Source organism: Haloflavibacter putidus (genome assembly GCF_006546625.1).
Taxonomy (GTDB): domain Bacteria; phylum Bacteroidota; class Bacteroidia; order Flavobacteriales; family Flavobacteriaceae; genus Mesonia; species Mesonia putida.
The window spans coordinates 38,102-56,714 of record NZ_VIAR01000005.1 but is presented as its reverse complement, the minus strand read 5'-3'; the positions used below and the strand labels follow the sequence as shown (position 1 = coordinate 56,714).

The window sequence follows — 18,613 nt, the reverse complement described above, 5'->3', positions numbered from 1 at the left end:
TATGTTTAAAAAAGTCTTGGTTGCAGAAGATATAAAGATGATAAACGAAGGCGTCAAAATAGCTTTGACAGATTTTGGAATCACTCATATAGACTTTGTGCAATATTGCGATGATGCTTTTCTAAAATTAAAAAAAGCAAATTTAGAAAACCAAGCTTTTGACCTTCTTATAACAGATCTTAATTTCAAAAAAGACTTTAGAAAACAAAATCTCAAAAATGGCACCGATTTGCTGCGTGCCATTCAAAAGGAAGATTTTAGCATAAAAACCATTGCATTTTCAATAGAAGACCGGACAGAGAAAGTAAAACAGCTTTTTGACTCCTATAAAATAGACGCTTATGTATGTAAAGGCAGGCAGGATATACAAGATCTTAAAAAAGCAATTACGCAGGTTTACCAAAATAAAATATACCTTTCTCCCAGCGTAGATGCGGCGCTAAATCAAGAAAGCCTACAAGTACAAAGCTTCGATTTAGAATTGCTAATGCTGGTAGAAAAAGGTTATAGCCACCACGAAATATCTACCTTACTTAAAAAGAGAAATTTAAAGCCAAACAGTGTAAGCGCTATTGAAAAGAGATTAAATAGTCTTAAGATTCATTTTAAAGCAAAAAACACCATTAACCTTATCGCAAAAGCAAAAGATTTAGGTATTATTTAGTTCTTTACGGAATTTTTCTAGGAGTATTTTCTTCGGTTTAACCGAAAAAAATCTATATCTATGTGTAGTTAATAGCCCTAAAATGTCTTATAAACAGCAAGGTGAAGCCTGTCTCGTTAAAAATTTCTTAAAAAAAATTATATTTTTTCATCCAATTACGGAAAACCGTAAGGCTATAAACTAAAGTCTCAATATCTTTGAGACAATACTAAATGAAGTTTTAGTTTGTTTAAATGGTTACTGCATTGTCAACTAGTTAGACTGTGACGTTTTAGCATTTAGGACTTAAAGCAACTTCTGCAGATGCTTACTAAATGTGCCAAAAATTATATTGGGGTAAAATTTTTGGATTTTTGCAGTAACCATTTTTTTCTTTTATTCAGTAGAATTTTAACGTAAATTAAACAGTATTAACCGCTGCCATACCAATTTGTAGCTTATTTTTGGAAAACAGCAGTGAGCAATACAGCGTGAAAGAAAACGAAAAGAAAAATACCCGAACCGCCAAAATAAAAAAAGTTTTAAAAATCTTAGGAAAAATTTTCCTGAGTCTGCTTATCCTCATAATTCTGCTTTTATTGTTTATAAGAAGTCCGTGGGGGCAAAATATTATTGTAAATAAAGTTACCAGTTATATAAGTGACAAAACCAACACGACAGTAGAAATAGAAAAGCTTTTTATAACCTTTTCTGGTAATTTAAGCCTTGACGGATTATATCTTGAAGACAAAAAAGGCGACACGCTTCTATATTCTAAAAAGTTGGAAGCCGAAGTTCCGCTTCTTCCCATAATTAAAGGAAATCCTATAAGTATAGACGATGTAGATTGGCAAGGTCTTACCGCCAATGTGTATAGAAAAGATTCTATAAACGGTTTTAATTACTCTTTTTTAATAGATGCTTTTGCCAGCGATACCACAGCCGCAAAACCTGCAAAAGAAAGCGGCCCACCAAAAATTTCTGTTGGCAGTATTAATTTAAAAAATTTTAAAGTTAATTATAGCGATGCCGTAAGCGGGATGGATGCCAGACTTAACCTGGGGGAGTTGTTGGTAGAAGGAAAGGATATAGATTTAGAAAAGATGAAATTTCATTTGGCGTCTATTCAACTAAAAAACACCAATGTAAATTACCAACAACTCAAACCTATAGAAAGTACAGATACTACTTCTACCGGAAATTTGCCGCATATTCTCGTAGACGATTTTTTGGTAGAAAATCTATCGGCTTATTACAATGCTCCGCCGCAAGGTTTGGAAGCTCTAGCAGAAATACGAAATTTTAAAATTACACAAACAAAAGCCAATCTAGAAGCGCAAGAAATAGAGGTAGCAAACTTTGGTCTTCAAAATTCAGATATAAGTGTGGTAATAGATACCACCAAAATGCAAAAAGATGTCCAAGAAAAACTGCCGAAAAAACAGGAAGAAACTTTTCAATGGCCGCAATGGCAAGTAGGTATAGCAGAAATTGCTTTAGAAAATAACGCTATTTGTTATAAACAGAAAGATGCTTTCCCACGAAAGGGAGAATTTAACCCCAATGCCATACAACTTACGGATTTTACTTTGTTGGCAGAAAACATTGGCTTAACCAAAGACGGGAAAGCTAATTTGCAGATAAACGAGCTTAATTTTTATGAAGCCAGTGGTTTTGAGTTGCAAGAATTGGCTTTTACGGCCAATTTAGATAAAAACAAGCTTAAGGTTTCTAATTTTAATTTGGCGACGCAAAAAAGTAAGCTTGCCGCCAATCTACAAATCAATTTTTCTAGTTTAGAAGAGTTTATAGAAAAACCGGAAAATGCTCAATTTACCGCAAATTTAAGTAACATTAAATTAAATGCGCAAGAGGCCTATATTTTTGCGCCAGAATTGCAACAAAATGAAATGTTTGTAAAATTGGCAAACCAGCCAATTAGCGGAAGAATAAAAGTAAACGGCTCTTTAGCTAAAGCGGAAATTAAACGTATGCAGTTGAATTGGGGTAAATCTACCGAAATAAAATTACGCGGATTTGTAAATAATCCTACCCAAGTTGAAAAGCTTTATTTAGATATAAATGAATTCTCGGCAAGCACCACGCAAGATGAGTTGGCCAAGTTTGTAAATCCGGATTCATTGGGAATTGCAATTCCGCAAAACATAGAATTAACAGGCAATTTTGAAGGCCAATTAGACAATTTTACTACCAATACACGCCTAACAACTACGAACGGCATTGTAAATGTGCAAGGTTCTTTTAATCAACAAGGCCAAATTGCATTCGATTCTACTATAGAAATTGTAGAACTAGATTTAGGTGAAATCTTACAAAACGAAAAATTAGGGAAAATAAGTTTAACCTTAAAAACCGAAGGAAAAGGAGATAACCTTAACAATTTAGATGCTACTTTAAATTCAGAATTTTCTAAGCTAACCTATAATAAATATGATTTATCTGCCTTAAAACTCAGTGGCAAAATTAAAGATGGAGAAGGCGATGTAGCTATGCGTTTTAAAGACGATAATCTTAATCTCGACTTAGACTCGCATGTAAAATTAGACTCCGTTGCGCCAGAAGTTAATGCGACTATAAATGTAAAAGGCGCAGATTTATACACTTTAGGAATTACTAAAAAGAAAATACGTTCTAAAGTAAAAGTAACAGCAGATTTTAAAGGTAATGCAGAAGATTTTAAACTAAAAACGGCTATTAATGAAGGCGTGGTGGTTTATGACAATAGACCGTATTATTTGGGAGATGTTTACCTAAATGCCAATGTAGAAAAAGACAGCACTGCAGTTGCGGTAAACAGTAGTTTTTTAAATGCCACTTTAAACTCTAATGCCAATCCGCAACAAATTGGCAAAGCCTTGCAGCAGCATGTAGAACATTATTTTGAAAAAGATACGGTTTTTGCACGAGAGCTCAAAAACCCGGTAAACTTAAAATTAGATTTACGTTTTCACGACACACCAATTATTTCGGAGGTTTTTCTAGATGGTTTGGAGCGTATGGATACTTTGCGCGCTAATATTGCCTTTAATCAAGCAAAACACAATTTAAAAGCAGATATTTCTCTACCGTATTTAGAGTATAACGAAAACATAGTAGACAGTTTGGGCATTGCCTTAAATTCTGATGGCAAGAAAGCAAATTTTGATGCAGCTTTTGCCGCTATAGAAGCCGGTCCCGCAAAACTGCCGCAAACCAAAATAAATTCTAATTTTAAAGACGAGAAATTATACCTCAATTTTGAGTCCTTTACGGATGAAGGAAAACTTTACGCTATTCATTCTGTTTTAGAAGGCAAAGACAGCAAACGCATTTTTAAAATTTTGCCGGAAGAGTTGATTTTAAATCAAGAAGATTGGCAGATAAATACTGCTAACCAAATAGTTTTTGGCGAGAAACAATTAGACTTTAGCAATTTCGTGCTCTCCCAAAACACGCAGCAGGTAGAAATTAAAAACTTTACGGAAAGAAATGCGAAAGATTGGGGCTTAGAATTTGACAGTTTTAAATTATCCAGCATTCTGGCCTATTTAAATCCGCAAGAACATTTAATAGAAGGTAATGTTAATGGCGAAGTAGTTTTTGAAAATCCGTTTAAAAAACCTGGTTTTACCGCAGATTTAAAGATTAACGATTTTACTATGTTCAATAGCAAACTAGGTGTTTTATCGCTAGAGGCAGAATCGCAAAGCAATAATACTTATGTGGTAGATGCCGGTATTAAAGGAGAAGAAGTAGATATAGACTTTAACGGAAATTATAAAGCAGCAGCACAAACGCCTTCTTTTGACCTCTCTTTAGACATCAATAAAATTGCCTTGCACGCAATAGAAGAATTTGTACCAGATCAAATTAAAAATACCGAAGGCAATTTGGAAGGAAAAATAAAACTAACCGGTACTTCTAAAGAGCCAAACTATAAAGGATATCTGGCTTTTAACAATGCAGCTTTTAATGTAAAACGCTTAGATTCAAAATTCAGGCTGGCAGAAGAGCGTATTAATATTGATAACGATGGTATTTATTTTAGCAGCTTTACTATACAAGATGCAGGCGGTAATAATTTTAGCATAGACGGCGATATTCTTACAGAAAGTTTTACCAACCCCGAGTTTGATTTAAAGTTAAAAGCAAAAGATTTTACCGCTTTAAATTCCGATAAGGAAGACAATGATTTATATTATGGGAAAGCGGTTTTTGATGTCGCAGCAAATATAACGGGAGATTTAAATTTTCCGGTGGTAGAAGCTACCTTAACGATAAGAGAAGAAACCAATTTAACCTATGTAATTCCAGAAACGCAGTTAAGCATTGAGAAGCGTGACGGTATAGTTATTTTTGTAAATAAAGAAAATCCAGACAATATTTTAACACGTCAAGATGAAAGTAAATCTGCTGCGGTTATAACCGGAATTGAGCTCAGAACAAAATTGAATATAGAACCAAAAGCTACATTTAATGTTATTATTAATGAGCAAACAGATGATAATTTAAAAATAGTAGGGCAGGGCGATTTAATTTTTAGCATTGCTCGCAACGGTCGTACCACCTTAACCGGAAAATACGATATATCTGGTGGCCATTACCAAATGAATTTATACGGTCTTGTAAAAAGAGAATTCGATTTAGATCCGTCCAGTAGCGTTACTTGGCAAGGAGATCCTACCAACGCCAATTTAGATGTGAGAGCCATTTATAAAGTACAAACATCTGCCTCTTCTTTAATGGCTTCGCAAACTGCCGGCGCAAGTATAGAAGTAAAAAACAGGTATAAACAACGTTTGCCATTTTTGGTTTACTTAAATGTTGACGGCGAGTTAATGCGACCAAAACTTAACTTTAATTTGGGTATGCCCGAAGATGAACGCGGCGCTATTGGCGGTTCAGTTTACAGTAGGGTGCGACAATTAAATCAGCAAGAAGACCAACTCAATAAACAAGTATTTTCTTTATTGGTTTTAAATAAGTTTTATCCCGAGTCTGGCAGCGATGGCAGCCAAGGAGGTATTGCCACTATGGCGCGCGATAATCTAAACGACGCATTATCAGACCAATTAAATATGTTCTCAGATAGACTTACCGGCGATACCGGGATAGATTTGAATTTTGGAGTTAATTCGTATACAGATTATCAAGGACAAACCGCCCAGAACCGAACAGACTTGGCCATAAGTGCAAAAAAGAAATTATTTAACGATAGAGTAGTAGTACAAGCCGGTAGTGAGGTAAATGTACAAGGAGACAGGAGACCGGGTGAAGCCAATCCGGTAATTGGAAATGTGAGTATAGAATATCTCCTTACAGAAGATGGAAGATGGCGTTTAAAAGGTTTTAGAAAAAGTGAATATGAAAACGTTATAGACGGTCAAGTTTTTGTTAGCGGAATTGCGCTTATTTTTACCAGAGAGTTTAATAAGTTTAAAGAGTTGTGGGACGGCAGCGCTAAAGAAGAAAAGAAAAAAGAACAAGAAGAAGAGAAAAAGGAAAACGAAAAAAAAGAGGGGGAAACGGCAAATAATAAAGCTGTAACCAATAAAGAAGATAAATAGTAGTCTATCATTTATGAAAATACTTAGCTTAAAATACTTGATTTTGGTAAGTACGCTTTTAATACTCTCTGCTTGTAGTGTCAAAAAATACATACCCGAAGAAAAAACCTTATACACCGGTGGGACTATTGCTTTTAACGATACAATAGAAATTAAAAACCGCAACGGACTCAGAACTATGCTACAGGGTTTATTGAAGCCAAAGCCCAACGCTAAATTTTTAGGAATGCGGCCTAAGCTTTATTTTTATTATAAAGGTCAAAAAGAAAAGTCGGGTTTTATCAATAAGTTTTTAGCTAAAAAGTTGGGACAAGAACCGGTTTATTTTGAAGATGTAGATATAAATTCTACAGAAGATTTAATTTTAAACAGGTTAAATAACAACGGTTTTTTTGGTAGTAGGGTTACTTCAGAAATAAAAAAAGATAGCGCTGCGCAAACTACCACGGTAGATTATACCGTAAAAACTGCAAAACCTTATCGTATAGAAAAATATGTTGTAGAGCGAGATACGTTAGACAGTTTGGCACTATACAATAAAATAGAAAATTCTTTAGCAGATACACATCTTCAGAAAAACATGCGTTTTAACCTAGACGCGATGAAAGCAGAGCGCGTTCGTATAGATAATTATTTAAAGGAAAGCGGGTACTACAATTTTAATGGCGATTTTTTAATTTTTGAAGCAGATACCAATCGATATGATAAAAGAAGGTTTGATTTGTTTTTGAATTTAAAGAGCAAAGTTCCTTCTAAATCTTTAGTGCCTTATGTAATTGATGAAGTAAATGTATATCCAAACTATTCTGTAGAAGAAAAAAAAGATTTTAAAGATACTACCATCGTAGACAGTATAAAATTTGTTCAAGATCAGGTTTATTTTAAACCTAAAAGATTAGCGCCTTATTTACTTATAAAACCCGGTGATAAATATAATCCTACCAAATCTAAATATACCAGTAGAAGATTATCTAATATTGGTACATACAAGTTTGTAAATATAGAATACGTAGAAAAAGATAGTGTAACCAAAAATGGTCAACGACGCTTAGATGCAAATATCTATTTATCACCTTTAAATAAAAGGTCCATACGTTTAGAACTACAAGGCGTTACAAAATCTAATAATTTTGCCGGTCCCGGTTTGGGCGTAACCTACACCAATCGCAATTTATTTAAAGGAGGAGAATTGCTGCGTATAAATACTAGTTTTGGTTACGAAAAACAGTTTGGGAGCGGTATTTCAGAAGGGAGCACTAGCTTGCAACTGGGAGCAAAATCTTCGCTTACCTTCCCGCGTTTATTATTTCCGATAGATTTGCATAGCAGGTTCAAATATTCCATTCCTAAAACAAAGATAGAAGTAGGCGCAGATTATCTAAACCGTACACAACTATATAGATTACAATCGTATTCCACTTCTTTTGGTTATTTGTGGGCTGCCAACAAATACGTCACCCACCAATTAAATCCTATAAATATTAACTACGTAAGTTTAGGTAAAACCAGCGATAAATTTGAACAAGTTTTGGAAGAAAATCCTTTTTTACGCCAAAGTTTTGAGCAGCAATTTATTGCCGGACTAACCTATTCTTTTACGTATAATGAGTTAGTAGATCAGTCTAAAGTAGGTAGTTTGTATTTCAACCTAAATTTTGATATTGCCGGTAATACAGTAAGTTTATTTGGGAAAGAAAGTAACGATGGAGCAAAAACCTTTTTAGGTTTAAAATATGCACAATACGCAAAAACAGATGTAGATTTACGTTACCATTTAAAATTAGATAACAAAGGACAAGTTTTGGTAGGGCGTTTATTTGGTGGTTTGGGTTTACCTTACGCTAACTCAGATGCGCTGCCCTTTGTAAAACAATATTTTTCTGGCGGGCCTTACAGCGTTCGGGCATTTAAAATTAGAGGATTAGGTCCGGGAACTTACGAACCAGAAAATGCAGAAAGTGGCTATTTTGATCAAGCGGGAGACATTAGACTAGAAGCAAATGTAGAATACCGTTTTCCTATTGTGCAATATTTAAATGGAGCTATTTTTGCAGATGCCGGCAACGTCTGGTTAACCCAAGAAAACGAAGCCTTACCGGGAGGTAAATTTACATCAGATTTTTATAAACAATTAGGTATAGGAACCGGTTTTGGTCTTCGGGTAGATATTCAAGGCTTTGTAATTCGGTTTGATTTGGCCGCACCTTTAAAAGAGCCAAATTCTTCTTGGAAATTTGATTATGACTCGCCAGTTTTTAATTTTGCAATCGGTTATCCATTCTAAAAAATTATATGAAAAATACATTTTTACTCTTTCTCTTGTTAATTACCTACAATTTTTCGTTGTCTGCACAAACAAGTTTAGACAGTTTATCTACAAATTCTTCCGTAAAGGAAGAGCAACCCAGAATATGGGATTTGGCAAAACACGATGCCTCTTTGGCTTTTGGCGGTTTTAAACATGTTTACTCCAGACCTTTCCAGTGGAAACAAGACGACTGGGCAAAAGCAGCCGGAGTGGTTTTAGGCACGGCCGCTTTGAATATTTTAGATACAAAAACCAACGATTATTTTCAAAGACAAGACGCCAGCGTACCAGACTTAATAAAAGATTTTGGTTGGTATTTTGGTAGTCCGCAAAACAATTATGGCGTAAATGGCGGTCTTTATCTAGTAGGTCTATTTACCCGAAACAAAGTACTACGCAGAACAGGAATTTTAATGATCACTTCTGCCAGCGCAGCAGGTTTAATACAAACTATTTCTAAAACCGCGATAGGTCGTGCCAGGCCTTCTTCTGGCGGCAAGTTTACCTTTAAACCATTTAGTAGCGAAGGCGGATATCACTCTTTTCCTTCGGGGCATACCATTTTATCGTTTACTACTTTTTATGCGCTTTCTAAACAATTTGACAATCCGTGGGCAAAAGCGGGATTAATTGCCGGTGGTTTAGTGTCTCCGGTTTCTAGATTGTGGGCCGGCGCACATTGGTTAACAGATGTAGCTTTAAGCCTTGCTATTACAGTTGCCGTGGTAGATACTGTAGATAAATATTTGGATCAAAATATGAAATCTGATGCGCAAATCTTACGGGAAAACAGAAATAAAATCTCTTGGCGTTTTCAGTTAGGTGCCGGCTCTATTGGTATAAGAGGCGTGTTTTAATTTCTTTTTATTCTCTTTACGGAATAATTCTGGCTTTACGGAAATAAAAGTTAAAAACAAGCAACAGAAGTTTTTCTATGCTTCATAAACTTTTTTATTCAGCCAGAATAACTGAATTTTCTCTCCTTCTGAAGTTTGTGTTTTCCGTAAACGCGGACTCAATAATACAGCAGCAAAAGCAGCTATTATTAAGACGTAGGTTTGCTCCATTTTAGAAAATGCCTGAAGGCTAAAATATAAGCCTGCAAAAATAGCGGCAAAAACAACATTTTTAAGTAAGCTTACTTTAACAAAACTGCCCATTTCTATAAATTTTCGGTAAAAGTAAGACTATAATTTGCTTTCAACCTATCTTTCTTGCTATAAAAATTAAAGAATAATAGAAACTTCATTTGCAAAACCTCTTTCCGAAAATAATCGGATACAAAACAAACAGTCTTTAAATTGACTTGAAAATTAAAACTTGGAGAATTTTTACACCATTTAGGTTTATAACCAGAATTCGTCTTCGGTGTTTTCTACAAAATCTATTTCTTTATGTAATTCTTTTATTTTTTGAAGTTCTTCTTGTGTGGCTTCTTCTTGAATTTTCATAAAAACCTCCCGTTCTTCAAAACGAATATGCTTGTCTAGCAAGGTTTTAAAATCCATTAAAAATTCCGCGGAAGCTTGCATATTTTTAACGCGGTTTTCTATTTCTTCGTGCTGACTTAAGACTTCTTTAATCAACGGATGATCCTTACTTAAAATAGGAAAAAGCAAACGCTCTTCTTCTTTAAAATGCTGTTCTAAATGATTATCCCAAAACCATTTGATATAACTAATTATACGTTCTGGAGCAACATTTTTAGAAAGGCCGGTTTTAATTTTCCAGCCCAATAATAGACCGTGGTGATGTTCTCTACTAAATTCTTGAATTTCTTTGGCGCGTTTTATAGGAGGCATAAACTTATAGGTTTTCTAAAATTTCTTTTAATACAACGGCTTGGTGATGTTCTTGGTCTTTTGCGCCAAAAAGCAAACAAAGTTGGTGCTCTTTTGTTACATCTTTTAGACGCTTGAGCTCTTCCTTTTGATTATCTTTTAATTCTTTTTTATACTTTTTACTAAATTCGTCAAAACGTTCTTCTTTATGGTCAAACCATTTCCGTAAATCATCAGAAGGCGCTACGTCTTTGTTCCATTCGTCTAAATCTGCTTCCTCTTTACTTACTCCGCGTGGCCAAATTTTATCTACCAACACTCGGTATCCATCGTTTTGAGCGGCATCGTCGTAAACGCGTTTAGTTATTATTCTTTTCATGCTTTAATTTTTAGCAAAAGATAAAAAAGAATAGATAAACGCGCTAAAATTTATACTTTCTTTTACATAAGAGCCGAAGACTGCCGGTCTCTATCGTAGTTTAGTTTATTTTGAAACATAAGAGCCATTTGTTCAGAACGCCATTTAGCTTCTTCTGCGGCTTTTCCTACAAAATTTTCTGCTAAGGTAGCATGAAAGAGTTTTAACCAAGCGTCAAAATGTTGTTTGGCAATAGGAAGTTTTGCGTGTGGTACAAATGGCGCGCCTCTATAGGTGCGCTCTTTTAGTAAAACAGTTTGCCAAAAGCTATACATTTTTGCCAAATGCACGTCCCAATTGTCTTTAATAACGTCTTCAAAGATTGGTCCGAGCAAAGAATCTTCTCTAACTTTTGCATAAAAGGTATCTACCAAAAGCTGTATATCTCTTATGTTTTCTATAGGTTTTTTATTCTCCATTTATAAAGTAAATACGTGATACAATATAAACAAAGCGCTACTAATAAGGCTTATTATTAACAAAGTAAATACAATGTCTTTTTTCACGTTTGCTAAAACAGCAGCATTAAAACTCATACAAACTGCGGTAATCCAAAACAATTGCACCATTTGGGGCAATTGGTGTCCGCTGGTTAAAATTAACATAGCTGCCGCAGCACCCAAACAACTGGATAGAATGATACCCAAAGTAGCATGCATATAATATTCACTACCAAAATCTGAAAATATCTTTTTATATAATTCCATAACTTTATATTTTTTACAAAGTTAAGAGGCTTGGGTTGTTTTATTTTATGACTGGAATCATAAGCAAGCTATTATCGATATACTTTACGTTCAATAATTTTCACTTGGTCTTTAGCGGCCAAACTTTTAATTGTTCTAATAACTGTTTCTACACGCAGACCGGTTAAATCTGCTATTTGTTGGCGGGTTAAATCAACTTTAAATGTGTGTTCATTAGAAGAATATTTAGCTTGTTGTTTAAGGTAATCTAAAATTCTTAGTATACGGTTTTCCGGATTTTGTTGTGATAATTCTGATGCCATTATAGCTTTATAATGCAAACGCGTGGCTAGCCCTTTACTTACTTGCAAATGTACAGATGGGTTTGCCAAAAGCCATTTAAAAAACTCTTTTTTAGGAATACGGTAGACCTCTGCTTTAGTAACTGCAATGGCATTTGCAGGATATCCTATCTCAGCAAAAAGTGGTGGTTCTCCAAAACTTCTGGGAGCAGAAAATATGGCTTGTATAAATTCTTTGCCATCTTCGTGATAATTATTCATTTTTACATCTCCCGAAGCTACTTGGTAGTAATATAGAGCTTTTTCGCCTTCTCTGAAAATGTACTCATCTTTTTGAAAACTTAATTTTTCGGCTCCAAATTTTGTTATTTCTGTTGCAGAAATCATCAGTAGTAATTTTTAGGTGAAGTTAAAAAAATAGAATTGGCTAAAGGAGGTTTTGTTTATACGAACCTTAAAATACTGTTTAATAACATTTTTTTGGGAAGAAAGACCAGGAGTTCTTATTAAATTCAAAGAAAAAAATTATGAGTAATACCTTTAAAACAATCAACCCAGCTACTGAAAAAGAGATAAAGTCTTATACGTATTTTTCTTCTGAAGATACCAATAGAGCAGTTGAAGATTGTCATCAAGCTTTTTTAAATTGGAAAACAAAAAGCGCAGAAGAACGCTCTTCTTACCTAGAAAAAATAGCAGATGCTTTACAAGAGCATAAAGAAGAACTAACTTCTCTAATGACCCAAGAAATGGGGAAACTACTAAAACACAGTAAGCAAGAAGTAGACTTATGTACGCAAATTTGCAAATGGACGGCTAAGAACGGTCCCGAAAATTTAAAAGACGAGAAGCGCGAATTACCTAATGGCGGAAATGGAGTAATAACCTATTCTCCAATAGGAGTTATTTACGGAATACAACCGTGGAATTTTCCGGTTTATCAAGTGATACGCTACTCCATTGCCAATTTAATGGCCGGGAATGGCGTATTATTAAAACACGCCGCTAATGTAACCGGAACCGGGCTTATGTTAGAAAAGATTTTTGAAAAAGCAGGCTTACCAAAAAACCTCTTTAAAGTCTTAATTATAGACCACGACGAATCTGATAAAGTAATTGAAAACAAATTGGTACGTGGCGTAACCCTTACCGGAAGTCCGGATGCGGGTAAAATTATCGGTAAAAAAGCCGGTGCACAATTAAAAAAATCTGTTTTAGAATTAGGATCTAACGATGCATATATTGTATTAAAAGACGCCGATATAGAAACAGCAGTAAAAGCTTGTATTGCGGGGAGAATTTATAACAATGGCGAAACTTGCGTGGCCGCCAAACGTTTTATTATAGTAGAAGAAGTTTACGAAGAATTTAGAGATGCTTATGTAGAAAAAATGAAAAACATAAGTTATGGCGATCCTACCGGCAAAGATGCCAAGATTGGTCCGATGGCAAGAAAAGATTTACGAGACGAATTGCATGAACAAGTAGAAAAAAGTGTAGAAAAAGGCGCAAAAATACTTTGCGGTGGTAAAATACCTAATGAAACCGGTTATTACTATCCGGCAACAGTTCTTGAAAATGTAAAACCAGAGCAACCCGCGTACGATGATGAGTTGTTTGGTCCGGTGGCTTCGCTTATAAAAGCTAAAAACCAAGAAGATGCTTTTAAAATTGCCAACGATAGTAAATTTGGATTAGGTGGCGGAATTTTCTGTAAAGATGAAGAAAAAGCTATAGACCTTGCCAAGCATCATTTTGATACTGGAATGGTATTTATCAACTCGTTTGGTTTAGCACAACCCAATATGCCTTTTGGTGGCGTAAAAAACTCTGGTTTTGGTAGAGAACACGGCGGTTTTGGAATGAAAGAATTTGTAAATGCAAAAGCCATTATGGCTTTAAATAGTTAATTTTTTATAACCGTTTTCACGGAAGAAAAAGTAGCCGATTTAAAAAAGAATTTGTTAATTAAAAATAACAAACTCAATTTTAAATCGGCTTTTTAATTGAAAGTCACCTAACCAACAAATTATTTTTTAGGTGGCGTTATCATTATGTGCGCACGATGTGTACCGGGATCCATCAACCAGGGCATACCGGGTTTGTGTGGTTTTGCCGGCAAACCGGTAGATTCTAACGTAGCAAATGGTGTATAAACCACATAACGTATATCGCTTTCTCTTAACTCGCCCGTTTCCATATTTAAATTTTCTTCAGCCCCGGTTAAGATGTAAAGCATACTTGGTGCATCGGGCATTTTTAATTTGCCGCTTTTTGCTTCTTTTTCACGTATTTCCCGAAGTTCCATTGTTTTTTTTTTTCCTTCTGCTTTAAGATCGCGACCTCTTTTCATAAAAGGTTCTAACTGCTTGCCGTAGCAACTCACTTTTATGCCTTCTTTATTGGGATCGTCTGCCAAACAAATTAAGTTATTGGTTCCTTTCTGTAAAACAATCATTTCTCCTTCTTCGTTATAACCCCAGACTTTAGCGCCTTCTCTGTCTTCTTCTGGAGCTACTTGTGTGGCCATCTTAATCTGAATTTCTTTAGGTAAAACTTTTTTATTTTGAGCAAAGCCAATTATGCTTGCACTCAAAACCAATCCGGTAATAATTAATTTTTTCATAGTTGTAGTATTTTTAGTCCAATATACGAATTTTAAAATAGAGAAGCTGTTAGGAGTAAATTCCGCCGTTTATATGAATAACTTGTCCTGTAATATAATTTGCCTTTTCGGAAGCTAAAAAACTCACTAAATTTGCTACTTCTTCTGGTGTGCCAAATCTGTTGGCCGGGATGCTTTTCTTTAATTCTTTTTCGTTTAGATTTTTGGTCATATCGGTTTTTATAAAACCCGGAGCAACAGCATTTACGGTTACTTTTCTTTTGGCAATTTCCTGCGCCAAAGCTTTGGTAGCGCCAATTACGCCGGCTTTGGCAGCAGAATAATTAACCTGTCCCGCATTGCCTTTTTCCCCCGAAAGGGAAACAATATTTATAATTCTACCAAATTTTGCTTTTAACATTGGCTCCAGTAAAGCTTGCGTAAGATTATAAAATCCGTTTAAATTTGTAGCTAAAACACTATCCCAAGCTTCGTCTTTTTGCCATACAAACAAACCATCGTTTCTTATACCCGCGTTGTTGACCAGAACTTCTATGACAGCGCTAGAATTTTCGGTTTGCCATTGGTTTAAGGCTTTTCTTGTGGTATCACGTTGCGAAACATCTATTTGTAAAGCATTGGCTTGCAGGCCAAAATCTTCAATGTCTTTACAGACTTTTTTAGCAGCTTCTTCTTGAGAATAATAGGTAAGTAAAATATTGTAATTTAAATCTTTTGCCAGCTGCAACGCAATTGCCCTGCCAATACCGCGTGAACCACCGCTAACCACCGCATATTTTTTTTCTGTTGCCATTTTTAATAAGGATTTTTTTGCAGAAGGTATTCTTTTAATTCTTTAATATAACCGGAAACGGGTTTGTCTTCCGTAAAGCGAGGAATAAAAGCTTTTAATTTTTTCATCTCTGTAAGCGTTTTGTCAGAAAAGCCTTTTTCTTCTTCCAAATAATAAAAAGCTTGCACCAAAGCGAGCAATTCTACCGCAATTACCTCATAAGTATTGGTAATAACTTTTTTAGTAAGCAATGCTGCATTGCTGCCCATACTCACAATATCCTGGTTATCGTTATTGTTAGGAATACTGTGAATATACATAGAAGTAGATAAAGTTTGGTTTTCTGCTGTGGTAGAAACGGCGGTAAACTGCGCGCCTTGTATACCAAAATTTAAACCGGGTTTAGCCAAATTTACAAATGCTGGCAAAATTTTGTTTAGGTTCTCGTTGGCCAAAAAATTGAGTTGACGCTCTGCCAACATCGATAATTTGGTTACAACCAGTTTAAGCTTATCCATTTCTAAAGCAATATAATCGCCGTGGAAATTTCCGCCGTGAAAAACATTTTCATTATCGGCATCTATTATCGGGTTATCGTTGGCAGAATTAAGTTCTCGCACCAAAATATCTTCTACGTTTTCTAAAGTATCTTTTACCGGACCTAAAATTTGAGGAACGCAACGCAAACTATAATATTCTTGTACTTTATCTTCAAAAACCTGACTATCGTTTAATTTTAAAAAATGTGCTTTTCTGTTTTTTATGCGCTTACTATCTTTAAGATGTAAACGCATTTTTTTGGCAATTTTTTGTTGTCCGGAATGTAACTTGGCAGTGTTGAGTTCTTTTGAAAAATGATCGTTAAACGCGCTTACCAATTCGTTTAAAACCGAACTACAAAAAACCGACCAATTCAGTAATTTTTTTGCATTAAAAACATTAAGCAACCCAATACCAGTCATTGCAGAGGTGCCATTTAGCAAAGCCAAACCTTCGCGTATTTTTATAGGAATAGGGCTAATTTTTTCTTGCGCAAAAACAGTTTTTGCAGACTGTATTTTTCCTTTATAAAAAACCTCTCCTTCGCCTATAAGCATTAACGCTAAATGCGCCAATTGTACTAAATCTCCGCTAGCTCCAACGCCGCCGTGCTCAAAAATTACCGGTTGTATGTCTTTACGGATAAGATCTTGCATGCTTTTTATTACCGAAGGATGAATGCCCGATTTTCCTAATATAAGCGAATTTAGGCGCGCCAGAAGAATGGCTTTAGCATATTTTGGCGCTAAAGTTTCTCCGCTTCCCGCAGCGTGGCTTCTAATAAGATTATATTGAAGCTGAACTTGGTCTGCCGTGTTAATTTTATATTGCGCCATTGGTCCAAAACCCGTATTAACGCCATAGATAACTTTATCTTCTGCATATTGCTTTAAAAAAAGAAAGCTTTTCTCTACTTTATTGAAATGATCTTCAGAAATATTAAACGACTCATTTTTTAGCACTATAGCCGTAAAATCTTTAAATGATAAAGTGTTTTTAAGTTGCGACATTGGGATAATTATAAGTAAAGCTAAATTACGCAAACAAATGTAGTATTTTTGGCTTGCAAATAAAGCAGAATGAGGAAAGAAAAAACAGATGTTTTGATAATAGGTGCGGGACCTGCTGGTACAGTTGCTGCTGCTTATTTAGCACAAAAAGGAATACAGGTAAGCATTGTAGAAAAAAGCAAATTTCCGCGCTATACAATTGGCGAAAGTTTGATTCCGCACTGTATGGAAAACTTTAAAGAAGCCGGACTTTTAGATACTTTGCAAAAGCAAAATTACCAAATTAAAAAAGGAGCTAAATTTATTAGAAACAATACGGTAGGATTAGTTGATTTTGCCGAAAAATTTGGAGAAGGTTGGAATTACACCTGGCAAGTGCCACGCGATCATTTTGATAATGTTTTGGCAGAAGCCTGCCAGCAAAAAGGCGTAAAAATTGATTACAACACCAAAATTAATAAAGTATCATTTTTAGCGGATACCACTTCTGTAACCGAAGTAGAAAAGGATGGCGAAACAAAGCAAATAGAAGCTTCTTTTGTAATAGATGCCAGTGGTTTTGGACGCGTGTTGGCAAAACAACTGGATTTGGATGCGCCGTTAAATCTCGCACAACATTCTAGTATTTTTACCCAAGTAAGAGATATATTACGCCCAGAAGGGGAGAAGGGTGCGCAAATTACCTTTGAAGTTATAGAAAGAGATGTATGGTTTTGGTACATTCCATTTTCCAATGGTAATACCAGTATAGGTTTTGTAGGACCAAATAATTGGTTTTCGCAATTTTCTGATAATCTGGAAACAGCTTTTAGAGAAATGCTTTCTTATTCTAAAAATTTTAAAGAGCAGTTTATAAACCAAGCGTTTTTGTTTATACCCAAAAAGGTGAATAATATGGCTAAGAATGTAAGCAAAACTTACGGAAAAGGTTTTGTGATAACCGGAAATAGCGCCAAATTTTTAGATCCTATATTTTCTTCGGGAGTTGCATTTGCAACCGAGTCTAGCCTTCGTGCGGCAAAATTAATTTTAAAAGAATTACAAAACGAAAAAGTAGATTGGCAAAAAGATTATGAAGATTATATTAATAAAGGAACAGCTGTTTTTGAAAGTTATGTAAGAGAATGGTATAACGGAAATTTGCAAAAATTAATTTTACACCCAAACCCGAATAATCAAATAAAACAACAAATTTGTGCGGTGTTGGCAGGCTATGTTTGGGATCATACCAATCCGTTTGTGCGTAAACATACTTCTATTATTAAAAATGTAGCAAACTTGATTAGATTAGAAGATAAAAATAAGAAAATTAATTTTTAAAAACTTGCTTACCAGTGAAATGGAAATTAGCTTTTAAAAAAATAGTAAAAAATTTTGGTAAGAAGATAAGTAAAGCCTACATTTGCAGTCGCAAAATAAAATGCGTAAGTTCATAATTTTCGGAGAGGTGGCAGAGTGGTAATGCAGCAGCCTGCTAAGCTGTCATCCTTCTTGGATGCCCGGGTTCGAATCCCGGTCTCTCCGCAATTTTTTTTAAAGAGTTTTGCAAAAGTAAAATTTAATTTTATATTTGCACTCGCAAACAGATAACCATTATCGGGGTGTAGCGTAGCCCGGTTATCGCGCCTGCTTTGGGAGCAGGAGGTCGCAGGTTCGAATCCTGCCACCCCGACTTTACTCATTTATAAATACTTATAAATAGTACCAAATAGACCTGTAAGTCATTGATTTACAGGTCTTTTTGTTTTTAGAAAGTAAAGAACTTTCTATTTAGTAATAAATAGAAAGTGACCTATTCGGTTACCTATTCGGTTACCTCTTTTTGATTTATTTTTAATGACGCGATTTGCGTCAAACAACTTAAAATCAAAAAACAACAACTTTCTATTTATCAAAAAAACTATATATTTACAATTGAATTAAAAATAGGCAGACTTTCCATTCAACCTATTTCAATAAA

Annotated in this window: 15 protein-coding genes and 2 tRNA genes; 8 read left to right on the top strand and 9 right to left on the bottom strand. The window is 35.0% G+C overall.

Annotation, left to right across the window (positions count from 1 at the left end; genetic code table 11):
- The first annotated feature begins 1 nt into the window (after nucleotide 1).
- From FKR84_RS06390 to FKR84_RS06375, 4 genes are all read left to right on the top strand, one after another.
- Nucleotides 2-664: a response regulator gene (locus FKR84_RS06390; RefSeq protein WP_141421471.1), complete on the top strand. Its 663-nt coding sequence runs from the start codon at nucleotides 2-4 to the stop codon at nucleotides 662-664.
- A gap of 443 nt (nucleotides 665-1,107) precedes the next feature.
- Nucleotides 1,108-6,210 (top strand): translocation/assembly module TamB domain-containing protein, encoded by a 5,103-nt coding sequence (locus FKR84_RS06385; protein ID WP_141421470.1) that lies wholly within the window; start codon nucleotides 1,108-1,110, stop codon nucleotides 6,208-6,210.
- 13 nt (nucleotides 6,211-6,223) lie between these two features.
- Nucleotides 6,224-8,494 carry a translocation and assembly module lipoprotein TamL gene (gene tamL / locus FKR84_RS06380; protein ID WP_141421469.1) on the top strand — a complete coding sequence of 757 codons (2,271 nt, stop codon included), beginning with the start codon at nucleotides 6,224-6,226 and terminating at the stop codon, nucleotides 8,492-8,494.
- A gap of 8 nt (nucleotides 8,495-8,502) precedes the next feature.
- Nucleotides 8,503-9,375: a phosphatase PAP2 family protein gene (locus FKR84_RS06375; protein WP_141421468.1), complete on the top strand. Its 873-nt coding sequence runs from the start codon at nucleotides 8,503-8,505 to the stop codon at nucleotides 9,373-9,375.
- Between the two features lie 75 nt (nucleotides 9,376-9,450).
- On the opposite strand, the gene FKR84_RS06370 is transcribed toward FKR84_RS06375, so the two are convergent.
- The 6 genes from FKR84_RS06370 to FKR84_RS06345 all read right to left on the bottom strand — a co-directional run bounded on the left by FKR84_RS06370 (nucleotide 9,451) and on the right by FKR84_RS06345 (nucleotide 12,092).
- Entirely contained in the window at nucleotides 9,451-9,678 is a 228-nt protein-coding gene (locus FKR84_RS06370) for a hypothetical protein (protein ID WP_141421467.1), read from the bottom strand.
- Nucleotides 9,679-9,864: 186 nt separating this feature from the next.
- A complete protein-coding gene (locus FKR84_RS06365) occupies nucleotides 9,865-10,320 on the bottom strand; it encodes a hemerythrin domain-containing protein (RefSeq protein WP_141421466.1) in 456 nt (151 codons plus the stop codon).
- Between the two features lie 4 nt (nucleotides 10,321-10,324).
- Nucleotides 10,325-10,678, bottom strand: a complete 354-nt coding sequence (locus FKR84_RS06360; protein ID WP_141421465.1) for a DUF488 domain-containing protein — start codon at nucleotides 10,676-10,678, stop codon at nucleotides 10,325-10,327.
- A gap of 62 nt (nucleotides 10,679-10,740) precedes the next feature.
- The gene (locus FKR84_RS06355) at nucleotides 10,741-11,136 is read right to left on the bottom strand and encodes a group III truncated hemoglobin (RefSeq protein ID WP_141421464.1); all 396 of its coding nucleotides are present in this window, start codon (nucleotides 11,134-11,136) and stop codon (nucleotides 10,741-10,743) included.
- Nucleotides 11,137-11,424 carry a hypothetical protein gene (locus tag FKR84_RS06350; protein WP_141421463.1) on the bottom strand — a complete coding sequence of 96 codons (288 nt, stop codon included), beginning with the start codon at nucleotides 11,422-11,424 and terminating at the stop codon, nucleotides 11,137-11,139. It lies immediately after the preceding gene.
- Between the two features lie 71 nt (nucleotides 11,425-11,495).
- Entirely contained in the window at nucleotides 11,496-12,092 is a 597-nt protein-coding gene (locus FKR84_RS06345) for a Crp/Fnr family transcriptional regulator (protein WP_141421462.1), read from the bottom strand.
- A 140-nt stretch (nucleotides 12,093-12,232) separates the two neighbouring features.
- On the opposite strand from FKR84_RS06345, the gene FKR84_RS06340 reads away from it, so the two are divergent.
- Nucleotides 12,233-13,615, top strand: coding sequence for an NAD-dependent succinate-semialdehyde dehydrogenase (locus FKR84_RS06340; RefSeq protein WP_141421461.1), 1,383 nt, complete (start codon nucleotides 12,233-12,235; stop codon nucleotides 13,613-13,615).
- A gap of 119 nt (nucleotides 13,616-13,734) precedes the next feature.
- Here the strand turns inward: FKR84_RS06340 and FKR84_RS06335 are convergent, their stop codons facing one another.
- The 3 genes from FKR84_RS06335 to FKR84_RS06325 are packed head-to-tail and all read right to left on the bottom strand — an operon-like array spanning nucleotide 13,735 to nucleotide 16,686.
- Entirely contained in the window at nucleotides 13,735-14,331 is a 597-nt protein-coding gene (locus FKR84_RS06335; RefSeq protein ID WP_141421460.1) for a hypothetical protein, read from the bottom strand.
- 49 nt (nucleotides 14,332-14,380) lie between these two features.
- Nucleotides 14,381-15,124 carry a 3-oxoacyl-ACP reductase FabG gene (gene fabG, locus FKR84_RS06330; RefSeq protein WP_141421459.1) on the bottom strand — a complete coding sequence of 248 codons (744 nt, stop codon included), beginning with the start codon at nucleotides 15,122-15,124 and terminating at the stop codon, nucleotides 14,381-14,383.
- A gap of 2 nt (nucleotides 15,125-15,126) precedes the next feature.
- Nucleotides 15,127-16,686 (bottom strand): HAL/PAL/TAL family ammonia-lyase, encoded by a 1,560-nt coding sequence (locus tag FKR84_RS06325; RefSeq protein WP_394348478.1) that lies wholly within the window; start codon nucleotides 16,684-16,686, stop codon nucleotides 15,127-15,129.
- A gap of 36 nt (nucleotides 16,687-16,722) precedes the next feature.
- Between FKR84_RS06325 and FKR84_RS06320 the strand changes: the two genes are divergently transcribed.
- From FKR84_RS06320 to FKR84_RS06310, 3 genes are all read left to right on the top strand, one after another.
- Nucleotides 16,723-17,973: an NAD(P)/FAD-dependent oxidoreductase gene (locus tag FKR84_RS06320; RefSeq protein ID WP_141421458.1), complete on the top strand. Its 1,251-nt coding sequence runs from the start codon at nucleotides 16,723-16,725 to the stop codon at nucleotides 17,971-17,973.
- 121 nt (nucleotides 17,974-18,094) lie between these two features.
- Nucleotides 18,095-18,177 (top strand) — tRNA-Ser (locus FKR84_RS06315).
- A 73-nt stretch (nucleotides 18,178-18,250) separates the two neighbouring features.
- Nucleotides 18,251-18,325: transfer RNA gene (locus FKR84_RS06310), tRNA-Pro, on the top strand.
- Nucleotides 18,326-18,613 lie beyond the last annotated feature (288 nt).